A 20,708-nucleotide genomic window follows, 5' to 3' on the forward strand; every position below is an offset into this window, starting at 1 on the left:
ATTCTAAACTCAAATTTATCACTCCTTTAAATAAAAATTCTAAATTTAAATCTAGAATTCAAAACCAATCTCCTTTAAACTATGACGAATCTTATCTTCAAGTTCATTAGACTCTTCAAATAATTCGCCAAGTTCTTTTGTTAATGCGTTCATTTTTTCATCAAATGGAACACCATCATCTTCTTCAGGTTTAAATCCAACATAACGACCTGGAGTTAAGATAAAATCATGTTTTTTAATCTCTTCTAAATCACTGATTTTACAGAACCCCTTTTCATCTTCCAAAGTTCTTTCTTCAAATTTAGTAAAAGTATCAGCAATTAAATCAATATCTTCATCAGTTAACTCACGTAATTTCCTTGAAACCATTGTTCCCATTTCACGTGCATCAATAAATAGAGTTTTACCTTTTTGTTTTTTATTTCTGTTTAAGAACCATAAACAGACAGGTATTCCAGTAGTATAAAACAATTGTGTTGGTAAAGCTACAATACATTCAACCAGATCATCTTCTACAATAGCTTGTCTTATTTTTCCTTCACCCGAAGTAGTTGATGAAAGTGATCCATTAGCCAATACCAATCCAATTTTTCCTTTTGGAGATAAATGATGTATCATGTGTTGCATCCATGCGAAGTTTGCATTTCCTTTTGGTGGAATTCCATATTTCCACCTCACATCATCTTGCAATTGTTCTTGTCCCCATTTTTTAAGGTTGAATGGTGGATTTGCCATTACATAATCCGCTTTTAAAGTTTTATGCAAGTCATTTAAAAATGTATCTTCCTGATGTTCACCAAGGTCCGCTTCAAGTCCCCTAATAGCTAGATTCATTTTAGCCATTTTCCAAGTTGTAGGGTTAGATTCCTGACCATAAATAGATATTCTTTCAATATTACCACTGTGATTTTCTATAAAATGCTTAGATTGAACAAACATGCCTCCAGAACCACAGCATGGGTCGTAAACACGCCCATTATATGGTTTAAGGACAGAAACGAGTGTTTTTACAACACAAGCAGGAGTATAAAATTCCCCAGCCTTTTTACCTTCAGTTTCTGCAAACATACTTAAACAATATTCATAAGTTCTTCCCAAAATATCTTTTTTATCTCCTTTCTCAGACATCTGAACATTTGTAAATATATCTATGACTGCACCCAGTTTATTTTTATCTAATTCTGGTCTTGAGAAGTTTTTAGGTAAAATTCCTTTAAGTGATTTGTTTGAATCTTCAATAGATTTCATTGCATTATCAATTGTTAAACCATTTTCAGCAGTATTGGCTTTTTCTGATATTTTTTCCCAACGTGCTTCTGGTGGAACAAAAAATACATTTTCAGAGGTATATGCATCAATATCTTCTTCAAAACCTGCCCCTTCATCCACCAATTCCTGATATCTTTCTTCGAATTTATCTGACAAATATTTTAAGAAAATCAAACCTAATACAACATGTTTGTATTCAGCAGCATCCATAGAACCTCTCAGTTCATCTGCAGCATCCCATATTTGTTTTTCAAAACCAATTTCACTACTATTTTCTTTTACCATCAAATCACCTATGCTACTTCATCAACCCATAATTCACATTGAGCAATAACTTTTTCTAATGCTCCAGCCATCTCTTTTGGAGGATAATCATATTTTTTAAGCAATTTTTTCACTATCATCCTCATTTTAGCTCTTGCTGATTCTTTTTTCTGCCAATCAATTGTTCTATTTGCTCTTAATGCCTCTGTTAATTCCTGTGTAATTAAAACTAAAGTTTCATCATCATAAAAATCATGAATATTTTCTGGAAGAGCAATTGCATTATAAAACGCCAATTCTTCTTCTGTTAAACCTAAGTCATCACCCTCATGATGAGCATTTTTAATTAACTCAGCAATTTTAATTAATTCTTGAATTACTTCTTCATTACTTATATTTCCTTTAATATACTTATCCATAGTATTTTTCAACATTTGAGAGAATTCTTCTGATTTGACCAAATTAGTTCTTTTATAAACATTAACTTGATCATTTAGCAATTTTTCTAAAATTTTAATAGCTAAATTATTTTCTCTCATTTTTACTACCTTATCTAAGAAATCAGGATCAAATAATGATACTTTAACACCAACATCGATAATGCTGATGACCCCATCACTTTTAATTGATTGTTTTAACAATTCCGAAATTCTATCATTAATTTCTTTAAATGATAATTTCCTGTCAGAGTTTAATTTAACGAGAACAGACCTAACTGCTTCAAAGAATGCTGCTTCAAATCTTTCTTTTTCTTTTGCAACACTTCTACAAAGTGATAATGCTTGTTTTAACATTAAAGATTGTTTAATGTATTCTTTTTTATCCTCTTCCATTCTTGGATGTTCAAAGAAATTAACACCACCACTTATAACATTAGATCTTTCTAAATTACTATCTCCAAAGAATTTGGAGTAATCATAACCATGGAATAAATCACGACAGATTTCGAGTTTTTCTTTGAATTTTGGATAAGCCACCTTCTCAACGTCCATTTCTCCATAGTTTTTATTATCCCTATCTGTGTATTCACTCATTGCTTTTCTTAAAGCGGATGCAATACCAATATAATCAACAATAAGACCTCCCTCTTTTCCTTTAAATACTCTATTTACACGAGCAATGGCCTGCATCAAATTATGGCCTTTCATTGGTTTGAATACATACATTGTAGCAAGGGAAGGTACATCAAATCCAGTAAGCCACATATCAACAACAATAGCTATTTTCATTGGGTCTTCATCATCTTTGAATTTGTTTTCAAGTTGTTTTTTATAAGATTTATCACCAATAATTTCATTCCATTCTTTTGGATCTTTATTAGAACCACTCATAACTACTTTAACTTTTTCTTCCCATTCAGGGCGAAGTTCTAATATCTTTTTATACATTTTTATTGCAATATCTCTTGAATAACCTACAATCATAGCCTTACCTGTAAGTTCATATTGGCGGTTTTCTTCATAGTGATAAATTATATCCCTACAGATATCATCTATAATTTCTGGAGCTCCAAGCAAACTTTCCATTTTACTTAGCTCATGTTTACTTCTCCAAATATCATAATCTTCAGCTTCTTCAGCTAATTTATCATATTCCTCATCAATTTGTTTTAAAACAGATTCATCAAGATGTATTTTAGCAACACGACTTTCATAGCTTAATGGTACTGTAGCACCATCTTCTACAGATTGAGTCATATCATAAATATCAATGTAATCCCCGAATACTTCCCTAGTACTTTTATCAATTCTAGATATAGGAGTTCCAGTAAATCCAATATATGTAGCATTCGGAAGTGCATTTCTAATTCTTCTAGCAGCACCTATTTTTATTTCACCAGTTTTTGGATCTACTTTCTCCTCAAGACCGTATTGGCTACGATGAGCTTCATCTGAAATTACAATAACATCCTTTCTATCTGTTAGGATATCTGTTGATTCTTCAAATTTTTGCATTGTTGTGAAAAATATTCCATTAGCTTGACGATTATTTAATAATTCTGTTAAGTGTTTTCTGCTTGTGGCTTGTATTGGTGTTTGTCTTAAGAAATCAGAACATTTTGTAAATTGTTCATATAATTGCTGATCCAAGTCATTTCTATCAGTTATAACAACAAAAGTCGGACTTTTAAGTTCTTTGATGAGTTTTTTAACATAAAAAACCATTGATAAACTTTTTCCACTTCCCTGAGTATGCCAGAATACACCTGCTTTACCATTTGAACCAATAGCTTTCAAAGTAGATTGAACAGCTTTGTTAACTGCAAAATATTGATGGTATGCACCCATAATTTTAATACTTGTTTCTGCATCACTAGAAAATAATGTAAAATATTTTAAGATATCTAAAAATCTGGTTTGTTCAAATATTCCATTAAAAAAAGTGTTAAAATCCGCAAATTTAGTAGATTCATAACTTCCATCTGTTGATTTCCATTCCATAAATCTATCTTCTGGAGCAGTAATTGTCCCGGCTCTTGATTCTGCCATATCACTCATGACACAAAAGGCATTATAATTAAACAATGACGGAATAACATACATATACCTATGTAATTGATTATATGCTTCAGACACATCAGTATCTTCTCTTGAAGGAGACTTAAGCTCGATAACCACTATTGGAAAACCATTAAGAAAAACTACCATATCAGGACGTTTAATTTCTTTTTCTTCAATTGTCCATTGATTGATAATTGTAAATGAATTGTTTTCTGGATTTTCCCAATCAACAAGTTTAATTAAAGTTGATTTTTCTTCACCATTTTCCCAATAATTTACAGCAATACCATTTTGTAGATAGTCCATAAATTTTTCATTTTTATTAACTAAACTACCAATACCAAAATCTTGGATAGAATTAATAGCATTTTCTATAGCTATCCTACTTTCTCCAGAATTAATTGAATATAAATTTTCCAAATCCCACATAAATAAAGGATTTATATAATTTCTTTCAATATCCGGACCATAATAATAATTATATCCTAAATTCTGGAATAGTTCTATCAAAGATTGCTCATATGAATCTTCAGTATAAATTTTAATCACACCCACATATTACAAGCTAACTACAATAATGTTTTAATAATAAATTTATACTTTAAACTTAATAAATTAATATACGATTAACACAACTATATAACAAAATTAAAGGAGGAAAAGTATGGTTCAGTATTGTAGAAAATGCGGTCACGAACTTGATGATGATGCGGAATTTTGTAATGAATGCGGATTTGCGCTTAATGACAATCCAACAAAAGAAACTGCAAATCAAGTTCCTGAAAAAACTACAGAAAATAAACCTGTTGGAAATAAAAATGAATTTTTAACTAGATTGCCATTAATTTTAGCAATAATAGGAATTATTGCAAGTGTAGGTGAAGGATTAGGAACCCCAATGCTAATGGGCTGGGACAATATTATTCTGGCAATGGTATTTGGCGTTGTTGGCGGTTTAATTGGAATATTTTTAATGGAAAAAATGGACGAACCATTAATTGGAGCTGCAGAACTTATTGTTGCAGGAATTCTTGTATTCATGTTTATTGGTCGTTTTGGTGAAATTGCAGCAATATTATTTATCGTATCTGGAATTTTAGCATTATATGTAAAAGGAATGAATTATAACAACAAAAAATTATTTGCAATTCCAATTTTAACATTCGTGTTAGTGTTTGTAGTGTTAATAGCTGGTGGGGCACTATATCAATTTAATGCCGCGAATTCCGTAACTGTAGGAAATATTAGCCAAAATATTACTAATGACGGTTATGGTTATTATAGTGGTGAAGTGTCTGGAGACATTCGCGTTGATGCTAATTTTGATTATTTAGAAGTTACAGTTAATTATTATGATAATCAGGGAAAAGTAATTCATTCAACAATAGGTTGGAATGAAATACATCCAGAAAGTCAAAAAACTTATACTTTTGAAGGCCATTACTTTGACCAAAAACAACCTGCAAAAGCAGAAATTAAAGTTGTAGATTCTGCAAGTTCCACAACACCATTATACACAGAAAATATAACCATTTTAACAAACGGCGGAGTTTAAATACTCTGCTTACTTATTTTTAAAAAAAAAGAAAAAGAGAATTAAATCCCGTTTACAAAGGATTTAATCCAGTCAAAAAGCCCATCAAAGGAAAAACCGTTTGCTGTGGTATTGCCCATAATGTCACTTACTTGGTCTTTATAGTAGTTCACGTCACCTTGTACATTTTGAACTTGCTCGATTGAAACGGCCAGGTTTTCAATATCAGTATTTGAGATGTTGATATTGTTATTTTGAACATAGTTATTGATGATATTTACAATAGTTGAGCGGTCTGTGACATTGTCATTTGACACTTCCTGTTTTACATCATCAACCAGTTTGGCCAGATCATCGGCATTTACCCCTGAGTTATTTACGATTTGAGCTTCGGTGTAGATTTCATCTGAAGCTGCCTGTTTTACGCTTTCAGGGATTTCAACATCAGTTGCTTCTTCATATGAATTCATTATACCTGCCAGAGCAGATTCTCCTGTAGCAGATACAGGGCTTGTTACATAGACATGACCTTTAGTAATACCGGCAGATTTTAAAGCTGAAATGTACATATCCCCAGTAATTGTTGTGATTTTTGATTTGTCGACACTTACTTTTAGATTTGCATTGTCGTTTAAATCTACAAGTGCTGATGACAATATCTGATTGGAATTGTATGTTTTTCCAGTTATTCCACCGGATATTTGGTTAACTTGATTTGCAGTGATTATTTTTGAACCTGCATTAGCGATATCAATGTGTGACTGATCTTTGAAAAAGCTGTCAACAATTGATTTGTAGTTTGAATTTGAATAGGTAGTCTCACCATAAGTTATTACAACATTGGAATCAGTTGAAAATCCTGCCGGGATTAACATGCCCATAAGGATTAAAGCTAATAGTGCTATAGTAATCTTACGCATTTTTATCACCTCTTTTTGAATTCCTATCATAGATTATCAAAAGTAGTATTTAAATGTTTCAGTTTTTTGAAAATTTTTTAATAATATTTAGATATAAAAAGATATGTAAAAAATAAACAATGATATAATATTATATTCTAAAAATTGTTCAATTAAAATATTTTGGAATTTAACTTTTGACTAAACATCCAAAAATTTGTGAAGACTCGTTTTATAGAATCTGAAAAAAAATAATAATGAAAGTTAACATTATTTATTAACTTTCACGGTTTGTTTAACTGTATTTTTAAGATAAGTTGCCTGGTAAGTTAGTGTTTTACCGACTTTAAGATTTTTAAGTACGGATTTAGGAATTGTTACTTGTGCAATACCGTTTTTGTCGGTTTTTGCAGTGTAAGTCTTACCGTTGAACTTGAATGTTACCTTCTGATTTTTAATAGGTGTTTTTCCTTTTTTCAAAGTTGCTTTGAGAACAAGCTTTTTGGCTGACTTTTTGACAGTAGCCTTATAAAGACTTAAAACTTGTTTTACTTTAACACTATTTTTAATTGTTTGGCCAGCATATGTTGCAGTCAAGGTGTAACTTCCAGGTTTAACAGAATCAGGTATTTTAAATGTTACATAACCGTTACTGTTTGTTTTAACCTTATAAGTAACTTTATTCAGATTAATGGTTACTACCTGATTAGCACCTACAGGTTTTCCGTCATCACCATATACGCGAACATTGAAACTGGATCCGTCACCATAATACATGTTTATATTTGAATTTCCGCTGAATCTTGAAACAACCTTGATTGTGGTGGTTGTCTGTTCAAGAGTTATCGGATTTTCTAAAACTAAAGTATGGGTTCCGACGGATAATTTAGATAAATCTATGGACAATATTCCGTCATTATCGTCAATGTTTCCAGTGTAAGTTTTGCCGTCTAATTTATAGGTTACGTTTGTTTCAAACAATTCAACACCGAATTCATCTACAAATTCCGCATCAATTGATTCTTGAGCTTTATAGCCTATTGTAATTGAATCTGCAACATCGATTGTATTTATTATTTCAAAGCATTCCACAACATCCTCATCATCTTCATATGGAGTAATAATACTATATACTCCAGGTTCCAATGTTAAATCGAATTCTGCTTCACCATCTTTTACAGTTGCACTTCCGACAACCCTATTATTTTTCGCTATAGAAATCTTTTTGCCGTTTGCATTTGATTTTACTGTAACTTTTTTGTTTTTAGAGTAATATTGTGTTTTGGTCTTTTGAGGATTTGTATTTGTAAAGGTGTATACTTTAATACATGCAGTCTGACCTTCTAACGCTAAATCCTGTGCTGTGCCGTCAGGATTATAAAGAATACTTCTTGATGCTTTTTCAAAGATAATTCTTGTATCTTCCATTAAAGGCATTGATTTTGCTTTTATCTCAACTGAGAATTCATGACCATAATTAACTGCTATTTTTTTATTTAGTTTAATTGTTGAAAAACCGCCGTGGTCTGATGCACCGCTTTGAGTGTAAACTGATTTTCCATCAACATAAACTGTTATAGTGTATTTTTCATTGGCTTTTTCAAAGTAAGTTCCAACAGCTGATATTAATTCGTTGTTTACAGCAGTGTAAGTGTTTGCAAAACGCAATTCTTTGTCATCTGGTTCCGGGAAGTATCTGGTAAATCTACCGATATCATATTGATATGCTCTGTCATATGAATCTGTGTTATTTAGGATATAACCGACAGATGTGGCATACATTGCAAAAGAAGTGTCATAGTATGATACATAGAAGTATCCGTCTTCACCCCATTCGCTTCCCCAGCTGTTTTTACAAATCCATGCACCATTTCCTTCAGGTTTTATGAGGAAATTGTCTTTTGAATAATTGTCATCCCATCCTACCAATGTAACGAAATGATTTCCTGGATTTTTGCCGTTATAATATTGCGCATGAGTGTTTTTATTGTAATAATTATTGTTTGATATTGCACCGTAAAGGTGAACTGTCAATCCCCCGCAGTCGATTAATGCTTGTTTTAATTTTGAGTTATCAAGAGCATTTGTACGTTTAGGTATTATCACTGCATCTTGGATGTGGTATGAATAATCAGTAAACTGTGCTAAACTTACTTTACCAAGCTCATCATATGTGTCATCATCAACGGATATTATTCCAAACCAGGATAGGAACAGTCCCATTCCATCAGTTGAATATCCGCTTTCATATACATCTTCATCACCATAGACACTATAATGCATTGCCGTATTTTTAATATTGTTTTCAGATAAGTCAAGCAATAATCCGGTTGATTTCAGGAATGCAGATTCAAGTGCGCCGGTTGCAGCGAATGCCCAACATGACCCCATTGATCCCTGATTTTTTACAACTCCCGCCAACTTATAATCACGTAAATCAACTGGAACTTGCTGCAGTTTCTTTGACTTTTATTGTTGGGTCTAAAATGATTTTTTTACCTTTATAATCAACAACAGAAGTGTATGCCACCTAATTCAATAATGTTTTTCCACCGGTTAAGTCATTGTTTTTAAGAGATGATCCTTTTCTATCGAAATAACTTACAATAACTTCCTTATTATTATCTGCAAAATATGAGTCCTTGATTTCATATTTGCTGGAATATAAATAGATTCCGCTGCCTAATGTTTTTGCAGAATTATTTACAATGTCACATGAAGCGATTGTGCTTACACTGTCATCGATAAATATAGCTCCGCCTTCAAGATAATCGGCTGAATTTTGGTTGATTCTACTGTTACCAATTAATGCAGTTGCATTTGAAATATAAATGGCTCCTCCAGAATATTTAGCTACATTATTTACTAAAATAGAATTGGAAATACTTACCTGTCCGCCTAACTGGAGATATGCTCCACCGAATTCTGAAGAACAGTTTTCAAATACACAACTTTTTACAGCCACATCACGGGTAGCATTATAGTTATCCTCATTGATGTCTGCAAAAATTGCCCCACCATTCCTGCTTGAGCTTGCATTGATAAAACTACACTTTTCGATAGTTGCTGTATTTGTTTTTTTAAGCGCTATTGCTCCTGCGGTGTTTTTTGCAAATAAATTTATGAATCCTGAATTGAAAACATTGAGTTTGCCTCCCTCACTATGAATTGCAGTAGCATAATTTGATGTTATATTTGTAAAAAGAGTATTTTTAATATTTGTATGGGAATTATAAGCATAAATTAAACCCCATCCAATCTCTTTATCATTAACAAATTTTGAATCATCAATATCAAGTATACTGCGTAATGCATATATTGAAGCACCGTTTTTAGCATAGTTGTTGATAAATTTATCATTGGCACGGTAATAGTTACTGCCTGAGGCATATACTGCAGCACCTTCTGAACTGTCATGATTATTTTCAAAAGTCACATTGTTTGTATATAAAGCACAATTGTCTAATATTATTGCAGAGCGATCACTATTAATTAATTTAAGATTATTAATACAAACAGTCCCGTTTATAAGTCTAAAAATACCTGACATATAATAAACCATTTTTTATACTAGTCTTAATTTTGTTCCTAATATCCGAGTTTATTCTGGGAAAATATGATGAAATAAACACCATAGAAGTTTTTATAATCATTTCAGTTGTAAGTATAGTATTATATGGATATGGTATGACAATTGCTCGTGATAGAATGAATAATGGTATTAGATTACCAAAAATAATGATAAAAGATATTGTCTTTTTGGGAATTAAATCATATATTGATTTTACCGTTTATTTAACAGTTCAAGGATTCATTTTAGATTTAATATCTTCACCATTGGCTTTTCCAGAATTTAATCTTGAAGAAATGTTAATAGAACTGCCCGAAACTGTCCATCATTTATTTTCACATAATCCTATGGATACATTAATATTTATTATTGTAGGAAGTGTTTTATTTTATATCACTACATTTTTCATGGAAATAGCATTGGCCAGACTAGCAGATTCAGGCAGTATGAAATCTGCTTTTAATTTAGTTAATATTAAAAGAGATATTGATACTGCTGGATGGTGGGATTATGCAAAAGAGTATACAAACATTGTTTTAGCAATTGTTCTTTTTGCAGCTTTAAAATACATTGTTATTCCAAATTACATTTTAGATTTAATTTGGGATGTTTTATTAAATTTATTCATGTTTGTTACTCAATTTTTGGGTATTGGTATTATTTATAGTGTAATTAAAGAAAAAAAGTCTAACTCAGACATCAAAAAATAAAATAATGCCCCGACAATAGCCGGAGATATATTTAACATACTAAATTTTAACTCTCTTCGATTTCACCAAACCAATTGGTTTTCTTTCCAACGAAATACATTATTGCACATAATATTAATTGGAAAACAATTGAAATAACAACATCGTTCAAACCAGGTGATGAAGTAGATGAATGAATACCAAACATGACAAATAAACTGAGAATTAGATTATTTGCAGTATGTAAAGCAGAACTTACTTCAATACCATTTGTTTTCCATGCGAAAAATCCAAAAATAAGGCCTGAAATAAATACTGCGAAAATTCCTAGACTGTTATATCCATGGACAACAGCAAAAATTATTGCTTGAATAACCAATGCCAAAATAGGTATATTAAACCAGGACCCGAATGTCTGCATGAGCAATCCACGGAATACATATTCTTCTGCAATACATTGGAGCGGCACTAAAATCAGACATATGATTAAAAATAGTACTGAAAAGTGGTTCACACCCTGAGGTCCTTTTAATGCAGCATCTGCCCCTTGAACGATAACATGCAATATTAATGGAATTATTAAAGCTTTGAAATAGAGTTTATAATTCCATCCTCCCCGTGAAGAAGAATAAGATGAAAATGGTCTGTCTTTAACTAGTCTAGATGCAATATAAAGAGATGGAATCAATGCAATAACTCCCAAATCTGTGAAGATTTGTCCCATTTCTGTATTCAATACTTCATATCCTCCATGTGCAATGGACATGATAAAATTACTTCCAAATGCTCCATAAAAAACTAATGTGATTACCACCTGAATGAGAAGCATGATTATAAAACCAACTACTATAACAAGAAGTGGTTTATACCATTTATAGTTGTCAAAAGTTTTTGGAAAAGTTATAAAATCCAATATTTTTTCTGTCATGATGATAATTTTATTTAATATTACTATATAATTTTTTAGAATCTTACAATTATATAAGCTCAAGTTACATGTTCATTCAAAAAAAAAAGATTTAACGTTTGCCTTCGAAACATAGAATATTTTAAGTTGAATAAGACTGTTTACTAATATTTTCATTTGTCTAAATCATATTCATCAATTTACATACTCATACACACATTTATATATTTTTTTGATTATAATAATCATGACAGATTTATTTTCAAATGAAAAAGTTAATACAGGCAGACAGGTTGAGTTGGATATTGCAAAGGCATTATCCATCATATTCATGATTTTTCTTCACACACTCATGGTTGTAAAAGGATTTAATTATTCCCTTAGCCCAGCATACGATTTTCTTATCAGCAATGTTTTAGGAAGACCATGTGCAGCTCCGGTTTTCATGTTCTGTATGGGAGTTGGAATAGTCTATTCAAGACGCAGCCAATGGGACATAATGGTAAAAAGAGGCATAACATTATATCTTTTAGGTATTTTGGTTAACATTTTTGAATTCTTTTTGCCTGGCTTTATTTGCGGAACACTTTTAGGCAGATGGGACATTTTCCCAATGGCCGGAGGATTATTACTCTTTTGTGTTGACATTTTAGCATTTGCAGGTTTGGCATTTGTCCTGATGGGTATTTTAAAGAAATTCAATCTTTCAAATAAATGGCTGGCAATCATTGCAGTATCTATGTCATTAATTGGAACCCTTTTAAGAGGAACCGATTTTGGCATGCCTATTCTAAATTTATTCTTTGCTAATTTCATAGGTTCTGCAGGAGGTTTCAGTGCTTTTCCATTATTCAATTGGTTCATTTTCCCGGTAGCAGGATACATTTGGGGACAGTATTTCATCAGAGCCAAAAACAAAGGACAGTTCTTTAAATATTGGCCTCTTTTCATAATTGCTGCAATAGTTTACTTTTATGTATCCTCACAGGTGTTTGGAAGCGGAGTATTTTCAAAAGATGTTCACTTATACTATTTCATGACCACATTAGATGCAATATTCTGCATAATTTATGCTCATGGAAATATCGGACTTTGCTATTATCTGGCCAAATTCCTGCCGGATAAAATCATAAAAGCATTTTCAATATTGAGCAGCAACATCAACAACATTTATATTGCTCAATGGTGTTTTATTCCATTAGGAGTGATCTTTTTAGTTTACCTCTTTAAAGGTCTGGTATTCAATGATTTAATCAGTGCCCTATATTCAGTATGTATGCTGATTTTATCCACATTATTTGCAATCCATTATAAAAAATTAAGAACAAAAAATTAAAATATACATTTAAAGAAGCATATGATCAGCAATATCGCAAATGAAATGGACTTCAAGTTCCCGCCAATAGTACTTTTGAAAAGTGACGTTAAACCGGATGATGCAATAGGGCCAAAACATGGAAAAGGCGGATGCGTGATGAGTTTTGTTGCACAAACAATAGCCAAGCGAAAAACAACCTGTTTTGGTCGTGAAAACATAACCTGCGGAGGCATATCTTCCGGTTTTGGATGGGGAAGCGGTCTTGAAGATGAAGACAGACTGGATTTTCAGGCATCATTTCTCTCATGCGGTGTTGATTCAGCGCCAAACAGAGAAGAATATGAAAAAAAATTGGAATACTTATCTAAACCAACAAGGGAAATGTTTAAAGAAGGCGAGAGAATATTTTCAGATTTTGAAACTGCCAAAACAAACATCAAAAACAGACCCCTCTATGATGAAGGCCAATATGTAATATTTAAAGGTCTTGAAAATTTAGAAGATAGTGAAATTCCTAAATCAGTCATTTTTATAGTCAATCCCGTTGAACTGACAGCGCTTATTCAAATCAATACGTCATTTAGAACCAAGGACGCATATCTTCTAACACCGCAGGCATCAGCTTGTCAGGCAATTGGAAATTATGTGTTTAGACAAGAAGAAAGCGATGATCCTAAACCTGTTTTAGGTCCGATTGATTTTGCAGGCAAAAGAAAAATGAAACATTTCATACCTTCCGAATATCTTACATTGGCTATGCCCTGGAAGCTATTTTTAAAATTGGAGGAAGTCAGCAAAAAAAGTGTTCTTCAGACTGGTTTGTGGAAAAAATTCAAAAAGGCATAAAATTATATTTTTTTAATTGTGAAAATCACCACCATTCAAACCATCATTTAAATTAAAAATAGCTTTAATAAAAATAATAATATACTTTCAAACTATCAAAATAATAATGCCAATTATTGAAATAATCAAATTAATTTAACATTATACAAAGAATAAATCAGTACAGTATATATGTCAGTATAGGTTTTCTAAATTTTCTTCAAAAACCACCACATTAAAAAAATATTAAATACTTAACGAAACATATTTTTAATTAATTTAAAGGGATGTTTTAATATGTTAACAATTAATCAGTGTTATTTAGATTTTGTAGATAAAATCTTAAAGCAAGGAAAAGAGACTTATAAGGACTCCAATCACCATTTAATTGAAAGTTTAGGTAATTTTTATATTATTGATGACCCGTTCAACTTGAAATTTAGAGCAAAATATCAGCACTACACTCTAGATATGTTGTTAAGCGATATCAAATCCGGAAAATTCGATATGGAAGGATGCCCAATTAAAAGCGATGCATTATATGAATATGTAAAATCAGCTGAAAATCCGGATGATCAAGGATTCGTATACACTTATCCTAACCGTATCTATGCCCACTTTGATATTGACCAGTTCAACACAATGAAAGAAAGAATTCTAACTGCAACAGGTTCCAACAGAGCAGTTGCCGTGACAATTGATCCTCAACTCGATTCAGACAGGGAAGATATTCCATGTCTACAGTTCCTGCAATGCATTGTTCGTGATAATGAACTTACAATACATTGCATATTCAGAAGTAACGATATCTTCGGCGCATTCTATTCAAATATGTTTTTCATCGCTTATCTTGGTTTAAAAATGAAAGAAGAAGTTAACAAAGAAATAATGGGTGAAAAACTAAATTTCGGTGGAGTTCACTACCACTCAACCTCAGGCCATATTTATAATACTGATTTAAAAGCAGCCCGTAAATTAATAAAAGCAAATAAATAAGGTTTTTTAACCTTATTTTTTAATTGTTATTGTCTTACCTATTTTTGCATTGCCATAAATTGCGGTTAATGTGTATTTACCTGTTTTTGATAGAGATTTGACATAAAATGTTGCAATACCTTTTGAATTTGTCTTAGCAGTGTAGGTTTTACCTCTGAATTTCACAGTCACTTTTTTATATTTCAATATTTTACCTTTACTGTCAAGCAGTTTAACTGTGTATTTGAATGTTTTTGACTTTTTAACAGTCTTTGTAGATAAAATCAGTGTAGGCTTAATAACAACTTTGTTTGAAACCTTAAATCCTTTATATGTTGCTGTAATCGTATAGGTTTTAGGTGCCTCATATATTTTTAGAGAAGCGTAACCGTTTTTATCAGTGTATTTAGAGTAGTTTTTACCGTTGATGTTGATTACAACCTTTACATTTTTTGCAATATTTCCGTTATCATCATATGCCCGGACCTTATAATAGGTTCCGGCACCGAAATACATTGTTACATCTTTATTTGAATTCAAACGTGCCGCAACATTAATGGTTTGAGTTTTAACCTCACCAGTTACATTATTGATGATGGATATCTGATAGGATCCAGGTTTTAAGTTAATATTATAATTTATAATACCCTTTTCATCAGTGGTTAAATCATATGTCTTTGAATTAACGATGATGCTAACCTCAGCATTCTCCAATGGTTTTCCCTGATTGTCCAAAAGGGTTGCAATATATTTTGAATTTAAAGTATACTTCTTAGCAGGTGGAAGAGTAATAGTTGATATTGCTGTAATCTCTTTTGTCAATATAAAATTTTTATTGGCTGAGTCATCATTAAGGCCTATTTTAATAGTATATTTTCCGACATCATTCAGTTTGAAATTAATAGCTGCAACACCATCATTATTGGTGCTTGCTATGTAATTCATATTATTGATGTTAAAAATAATCTCTTTGCCTGAAACAGGATTATTATGACCATCCAAAAGAATTACATTATATGAATTATCCCCAATATAAGTGGTTAAGTCATTGGCGATGATATTTACTTCTTTGGCCTTAACTTCAATGCTTGACTGATTTGAATTGTAGCCAACACCATTAAAAACAGCCGTGATTAAGTTATTTAAATTATTGGCAAATGCGTATCTTACTTTTGCAATTCCATTTGCAACTTTAACGTTAATCTTTTCGCTAGCCAAATTGAATGTAACTGTTCCTGAGTTCACCGCACCACCATACTGATTAAGAACATGTGCTGTGATTTCAACAGGATTATATGAATCTGCAACTTCCAGAATAACTTTTGTATCAACCTTATTTAAAACAGTAAATGCTTTAATGCATGCCACTTGTGATTCATAGATATGGTCAGGATATTGCCATTCCAATTCATATAAATCATCCCAATTCTTACCGTCGTAACTGATAAATGAAATTCCTTCACTATAGGTTTTGTGATTGAGTGAATAAATCTCTGAAATTGGAACTCCTGCATCCCCATCAACAGTTATCTTAAATATTATTTCAAAAATATCGCCCACATTTAGCGGAATCAGTTCATTAAGATTGATTGTGGAATAGCTTACAGTAGAAAATCCGCTTTGAGTGAGTTTTAATTTATTGTTTACCAAAACGGACAAATCCCAATGAGTATCTTTATCAAAATAAGTTGAAACTGCAGCCAGGTACTCTTTGTCTGTTGCAGTGAATTTATTTTTATACCAGACTGTGTTTGTTGAGTTTAAAAAGTAATCGGTCCTTCCCTGAATGTCATACTGATAATTTTTATCATATCTCATTGTATTATTTAAAATGAATACATATGAATTATATTGTCCAGGTAATGCAAATTTAGTGTCATAATATGAAACATAATAAAATCCTTTATCTCCGGATGTACCCCAACTGTTTTTGATTATCCAGGCCCCATCGCCTTCAGGAGTGTGCTTAAAGTTATCTTTGCTGTAATTGTCATCCCATCCCACAATAGCAACAGCATGATTTAATCTTGCACTATCCTTATAACAGTAATAGTTCTTTCCGTTAATATAAGTACTTTCCCAACACACACTTGTTGAAACAGCCCCATAATCCATTATCGCTTTTTTGATTGCATCATTATCTGTGTAACTGTCTCTAGTTAAAAATACAACATTTTGAATATGCAAAATGCTGTCAAGTAAAGGAGATAATTTTGATTTGGCATTATATTTATCATCACTTTCATTTACAGGACCCAACCATCCGGTGAAATAACCTATAGCCATATCATCATAACCTCCTCCGTTTGTGTCCATAGACCATCCATATGCGGAATAGAGAGACATCAGATTTTTTATGTTTTCTTCAGAAAAGTCATAATATTGGCCAGTGGATTTTAAAATGGATGATTCCAATGCGGCAAGAGCTGAAAATGCCCAGCAGTTACCACCATTACCCTGATCTTTAGCAGAAGTGACCTGACCCAATTGCCTTAAATCATAGCTTTTAGGCAAAATTCCATTAAATGAGGAATTGGTTTTGAATATTAAGTAATTATTGTTTGAAACTGTCAGATTGAACAGGTCAGTTGAAACTGCATTATTGTTTACAAACGTATTTTTTAATTCAGCATCATAGAATGAATCATAATAAAAATCGCTGTAAATGGAATAGATTGCCCCACCGTTTTTGGCTGAATTGTTGATGAATCTATTTTGATAAATCTGGAAATCCTCCACACCATCGACAAATAAAGCGCCTCCTATAAGAGCGGAGTTGTTTGTTAATGTAGAGTTAAGAATTAAAAAATTGCGATAAAACGCATATATTGATCCTCCATAATATTTTGCATTGTTATTTTGGGATGTGAAGTTAATCAGTGTCAGCTTTGAACTAAGTGAAGTAATAGCTCCACCAAACTCCGCTGAACAATTGCTGATTTCCATATCTGCAGCATTTAAAGTGGAATTAAATACATAAATCGCACCTCCTGCATCACTAATGGAACAATCACCTACAAATTTGGTGTTAGTAATTATGACATCGTTTTTATCATCACAGGAAATTGCACCGCCCCATAAAGTAGCAGTGTTATTTGCAAATAAAGAGTCATGTACAAATAAATTACTATTAGTCATGTAAATAGCCCCACCTGAAGAAGATGCCTTACAGTTTTCAAATGAAGAACTGTTTATAACTAGACTGCCTCTATCGATATTGACAGCACCACCGGAAGATCCTGAAGTTTTCTTGAAAGTACAATTATTTAAAACATTATTTGAATCTCCGGAAATCATGACTGAACTGGAATAAGAGGAGGAATAACTATCAAAAATAACATTATTGGCTGTAAAATCATGTCCCTGATTTTGAATACCACAATAGAGCAATGTAACATTGTTTAAAGTCAATGGTCCTTCCAATCTAAATCCTGAGCCATAATAATAAATGACAGTTTTTTCGCTGTCATTTCCATAAATATTTACATTGCTTGGGTAGGATATATAATCCAAGTTATATCTTCCATTAGCAAGATATATATTTGAATTGTCCTTTATCCTGTTAGATTTAAGATTTTTAAAAGGATTATCAACAGATCCGTTTCCCCCATCATTTTCAACACTGGAATCGAAATAATAATCGTGAGAAGTGTCCTTGTCAGCTATTATTACCGTATCATTATCCATTGCAAATCCTGTTGGAATTGCAATAAACAAACACAGTATTGAAAACAGTGCAATCATTCTAAATTTGTTCAATCATCTTCCCCCATTTTAACAATTTTAAAGTTAAAATATATAGAGTATTAGTATCTTTAGTTTTTATAATATAAATAATGATTGTTTTGAAAAAGAGATTTTATGAATTTGTTTAAAATATTTTAAAAAAATTAGTAGGGGGAGTTTAAAACTCCCAAATTTTTAATTTTAGTGTTTACGTCTTTTAATTGGTATAAGTGCGAAAATAACCAATAAGAATAACATTATTGGATTTCCGGTTTCGTGCATGATAACAGACTGTTTTTCTTTGGATATGTGACTTTGATTCTTATCAGAATCATTACCGCCACTGGTTTCGTTTACGACTTCAAACTTGAGGCCAACTGTTACGTTACCAGTCATATTGGATCCTGCAGTCACATAGTTTGTATAATTGCCCGCTTTAGTAGCATTGTACTGTACTTTAAAGCTTGCACTAGCACCTGGAGCCAAACTACCTTCGTAAGTGTATTCATTACCGTTTCTTGTCCAACCGTCACCGGAATAACCGACAAATGTCAATTCAGCTGGAGCATTTTCAATAACGAAAATACCTCCAAGTTCACAGTCACCGGTGTTAATGACAGTTATTGTGAATGTAATTATGTCACTAACGTTTACGATAGTTTTGTCAGCCACTTTAGTTACGTTGATGGCAGGTCCAATTACAACAGTATCGTTGCTTGAGTAATCGTTACTGGTTAAATTGGAATCTGCAATAGATTCAACAGTAAATATACCAGTTCTTGTAGTATCGAAGTAAACTGTATATTCACTTGATTCACCTGGTTTTAAAGTACCTGAGTAACTAAATTTATCACCGTTTTGTGTCCATCCTGGTGCAGCAGCACCTAAAAGACCTGCGGATAATTTAGTCCAACTTCCTCCATCGTATCCAGTATAAATCAAACCGTCTGGGAAATTATCTACAGTGTAAATATCTCCAAGTTCACAATCACCGACATTAGTTACAACAATAGTGAAACTGACTGGCTGACCAACAATCACAAGCGGATTATTTGATATTACGCGAATGGATAAATCCGGAGTGTAAACCCATACACCATCATGACTGCTGGATTTGTTAGTCTGATTGGAACCTACAGTAGCATTAAATATGAAATAACCTGATTTGGTTGAGTTCATGACAATTGTCAATTCAATTGATTCACCAACATCCAAAGAACCGTTATAATGGAATTTTTCACCATCATAAGTCCAATTAGAGCCGATAAAGCTGTCATAAATTAAACCTTCAGGAATATCGCATTCAATTGCAATATCTGTAAGAGCAATATCACCATCATTTGTAACTTTAACAGTAAAGCTTGTTTGATTACCGGAATATACAAACTCATCGTTAGCAGCAGTAGCAATAGCTATTTGAGGATTGAATACTTTTACTGTTACATTATCTTTTACAACAGTAGCATTCTCATCACAGTAAACTGATACCACATTTGTAAAGTTACCAGTTGCATTTGTTTTGACTTTAATTGTAACAATGTAAGATTTACCGCTTTCCAATAAATCAATAGTGACTTTTGAACTACCTTCAACTAATTGTAAACCTTCCGGTAAAATATCTTCAACTACAACATTTGTAGCATTGGACGGACCGTTATTGGTTACATTAATTGTGAAAGTAACTTCGCCACCAATTGTAATATTGGCAACATCAGCAATCTTTTCAACTGTTAAGTTAACTACAGGAGCAACATTTACACTTGTTGTGCTGTTTTTGAGTGTGTCTTCTTCAGAGCAGTTCACATGAGCTACATTTTCAAATGTACCATTAGTTAAAGCTTTTACGACAATCCATACAGAGTATGAAGTCTCATTAGCTAATTTATCTAAAGTCCAAACAATATTTTGACCGTCACGTTTGTAATTACCACTAGCATTTACAAATTCAAATGCAGAATCCAACTCATCAATAATATGAATATTAGTAGCATTGGACTTACCATGGTTTTTAATCACAACAGTAAAGTTAACAAGATCACCAACAGAAACATTTTCAGCTGAAGATGTTTTGTTAATCTTAATGTCTGTATTGTAGACATGGACACTAGCATTAGCAGATTTAACAGTATCATTTTGGTCACAAGACACATTAACACGATTCATGTAATTACCTTTTGCAGTGGTTTGAGCTTTAATAACAATGCTTGTTGAGTTACCACTTGCTAATGAC

At 32.1% G+C, this 20,708-nt stretch carries 13 protein-coding genes; 5 read left to right on the plus strand and 8 right to left on the minus strand.

From position 1 onward, the window contains the following. Positions 1–51: 51 nt before the first annotated feature. On the minus strand, positions 52–1,554 hold the full coding sequence (locus tag IJL02_RS09125; protein WP_292815371.1) for a class I SAM-dependent DNA methyltransferase: 1,503 nt from the start codon (positions 1,552–1,554) through the stop codon (positions 52–54). An 8-nt stretch (positions 1,555–1,562) separates the two neighbouring features. Next, a complete protein-coding gene (locus IJL02_RS09130) occupies positions 1,563–4,583 on the minus strand; it encodes a type I restriction endonuclease subunit R (protein ID WP_292815373.1) in 3,021 nt (1,006 codons plus the stop codon). 115 nt (positions 4,584–4,698) lie between these two features. Between IJL02_RS09130 and IJL02_RS09135 the strand changes: the two genes are divergently transcribed. After that, on the plus strand, positions 4,699–5,589 hold the full coding sequence (locus tag IJL02_RS09135) for a zinc ribbon domain-containing protein (RefSeq protein WP_292815376.1): 891 nt from the start codon (positions 4,699–4,701) through the stop codon (positions 5,587–5,589). A gap of 41 nt (positions 5,590–5,630) precedes the next feature. Here IJL02_RS09135 and IJL02_RS09140 read toward each other — a convergent pair whose 3' ends face one another. The 3 genes from IJL02_RS09140 to IJL02_RS09150 form a co-directional block, all read right to left on the minus strand. Continuing rightward, positions 5,631–6,488 carry a DUF1002 domain-containing protein gene (locus IJL02_RS09140; protein WP_292815380.1) on the minus strand — a complete coding sequence of 286 codons (858 nt, stop codon included), beginning with the start codon at positions 6,486–6,488 and terminating at the stop codon, positions 5,631–5,633. A 249-nt stretch (positions 6,489–6,737) separates the two neighbouring features. Continuing rightward, complete coding sequence (locus IJL02_RS09145; protein WP_292815385.1) at positions 6,738–8,888, minus strand: C1 family peptidase; 2,151 nt, start codon at positions 8,886–8,888, stop codon at positions 6,738–6,740. Between the two features lie 109 nt (positions 8,889–8,997). After that, positions 8,998–10,017: a hypothetical protein gene (locus IJL02_RS09150; RefSeq protein WP_292815388.1), complete on the minus strand. Its 1,020-nt coding sequence runs from the start codon at positions 10,015–10,017 to the stop codon at positions 8,998–9,000. A 32-nt stretch (positions 10,018–10,049) separates the two neighbouring features. Here IJL02_RS09150 and IJL02_RS09155 point away from each other — a divergent pair, with 32 nt between their 5' ends. Beyond that, positions 10,050–10,748 carry a DUF4013 domain-containing protein gene (locus tag IJL02_RS09155; RefSeq protein WP_292815391.1) on the plus strand — a complete coding sequence of 233 codons (699 nt, stop codon included), beginning with the start codon at positions 10,050–10,052 and terminating at the stop codon, positions 10,746–10,748. Between the two features lie 46 nt (positions 10,749–10,794). On the opposite strand, the gene IJL02_RS09160 is transcribed toward IJL02_RS09155, so the two are convergent. Continuing rightward, positions 10,795–11,655 carry a CPBP family intramembrane glutamic endopeptidase gene (locus IJL02_RS09160; RefSeq protein ID WP_292815394.1) on the minus strand — a complete coding sequence of 287 codons (861 nt, stop codon included), beginning with the start codon at positions 11,653–11,655 and terminating at the stop codon, positions 10,795–10,797. A 226-nt stretch (positions 11,656–11,881) separates the two neighbouring features. Between IJL02_RS09160 and IJL02_RS09165 the strand changes: the two genes are divergently transcribed. The 3 genes from IJL02_RS09165 to IJL02_RS09175 all read left to right on the plus strand — a co-directional run bounded on the left by IJL02_RS09165 (position 11,882) and on the right by IJL02_RS09175 (position 14,773). Next, positions 11,882–12,970: a heparan-alpha-glucosaminide N-acetyltransferase domain-containing protein gene (locus tag IJL02_RS09165; protein ID WP_292815398.1), complete on the plus strand. Its 1,089-nt coding sequence runs from the start codon at positions 11,882–11,884 to the stop codon at positions 12,968–12,970. Positions 12,971–12,991: 21 nt separating this feature from the next. Next, a complete protein-coding gene (locus tag IJL02_RS09170; protein WP_292815401.1) occupies positions 12,992–13,798 on the plus strand; it encodes a DUF169 domain-containing protein in 807 nt (268 codons plus the stop codon). A 276-nt stretch (positions 13,799–14,074) separates the two neighbouring features. Continuing rightward, a complete protein-coding gene (locus IJL02_RS09175; RefSeq protein ID WP_292815406.1) occupies positions 14,075–14,773 on the plus strand; it encodes a thymidylate synthase in 699 nt (232 codons plus the stop codon). 12 nt (positions 14,774–14,785) lie between these two features. On the opposite strand, the gene IJL02_RS09180 is transcribed toward IJL02_RS09175, so the two are convergent. After that, positions 14,786–18,511 (minus strand): C1 family peptidase, encoded by a 3,726-nt coding sequence (locus IJL02_RS09180; protein ID WP_292815409.1) that lies wholly within the window; start codon positions 18,509–18,511, stop codon positions 14,786–14,788. Between the two features lie 168 nt (positions 18,512–18,679). After that, the coding region (locus IJL02_RS09185) for a CARDB domain-containing protein (protein WP_292815412.1) at positions 18,680–20,708 on the minus strand (2,029 nt) is incomplete at its 5' end.

The organism is Methanobrevibacter sp. (assembly GCF_017427765.1).
Taxonomy (GTDB): Archaea; Methanobacteriota; Methanobacteria; order Methanobacteriales; family Methanobacteriaceae; genus Methanocatella.

What these genes read in the sequence shown, in the direction of transcription:
- IJL02_RS09125 (WP_292815371.1), bottom strand. Translation starts at nt 1,554, where the DNA reads ATGGTAAAAGAAAATAGTAGTGAAATTGGTTTTGAAAAACAAATATGG.
- IJL02_RS09135 (WP_292815376.1), top strand. Translation starts at nt 4,699, where the DNA reads ATGGTTCAGTATTGTAGAAAATGCGGTCACGAACTTGATGATGATGCG.
- IJL02_RS09140 (WP_292815380.1), bottom strand. Translation starts at nt 6,488, where the DNA reads ATGCGTAAGATTACTATAGCACTATTAGCTTTAATCCTTATGGGCATG.
- IJL02_RS09150 (WP_292815388.1), bottom strand. Translation starts at nt 10,017, where the DNA reads ATGTCAGGTATTTTTAGACTTATAAACGGGACTGTTTGTATTAATAAT.
- IJL02_RS09160 (WP_292815394.1), bottom strand. Translation starts at nt 11,655, where the DNA reads ATGACAGAAAAAATATTGGATTTTATAACTTTTCCAAAAACTTTTGAC.
- IJL02_RS09165 (WP_292815398.1), top strand. Translation starts at nt 11,882, where the DNA reads ATGACAGATTTATTTTCAAATGAAAAAGTTAATACAGGCAGACAGGTT.
- IJL02_RS09170 (WP_292815401.1), top strand. Translation starts at nt 12,992, where the DNA reads ATGATCAGCAATATCGCAAATGAAATGGACTTCAAGTTCCCGCCAATA.
- IJL02_RS09175 (WP_292815406.1), top strand. Translation starts at nt 14,075, where the DNA reads ATGTTAACAATTAATCAGTGTTATTTAGATTTTGTAGATAAAATCTTA.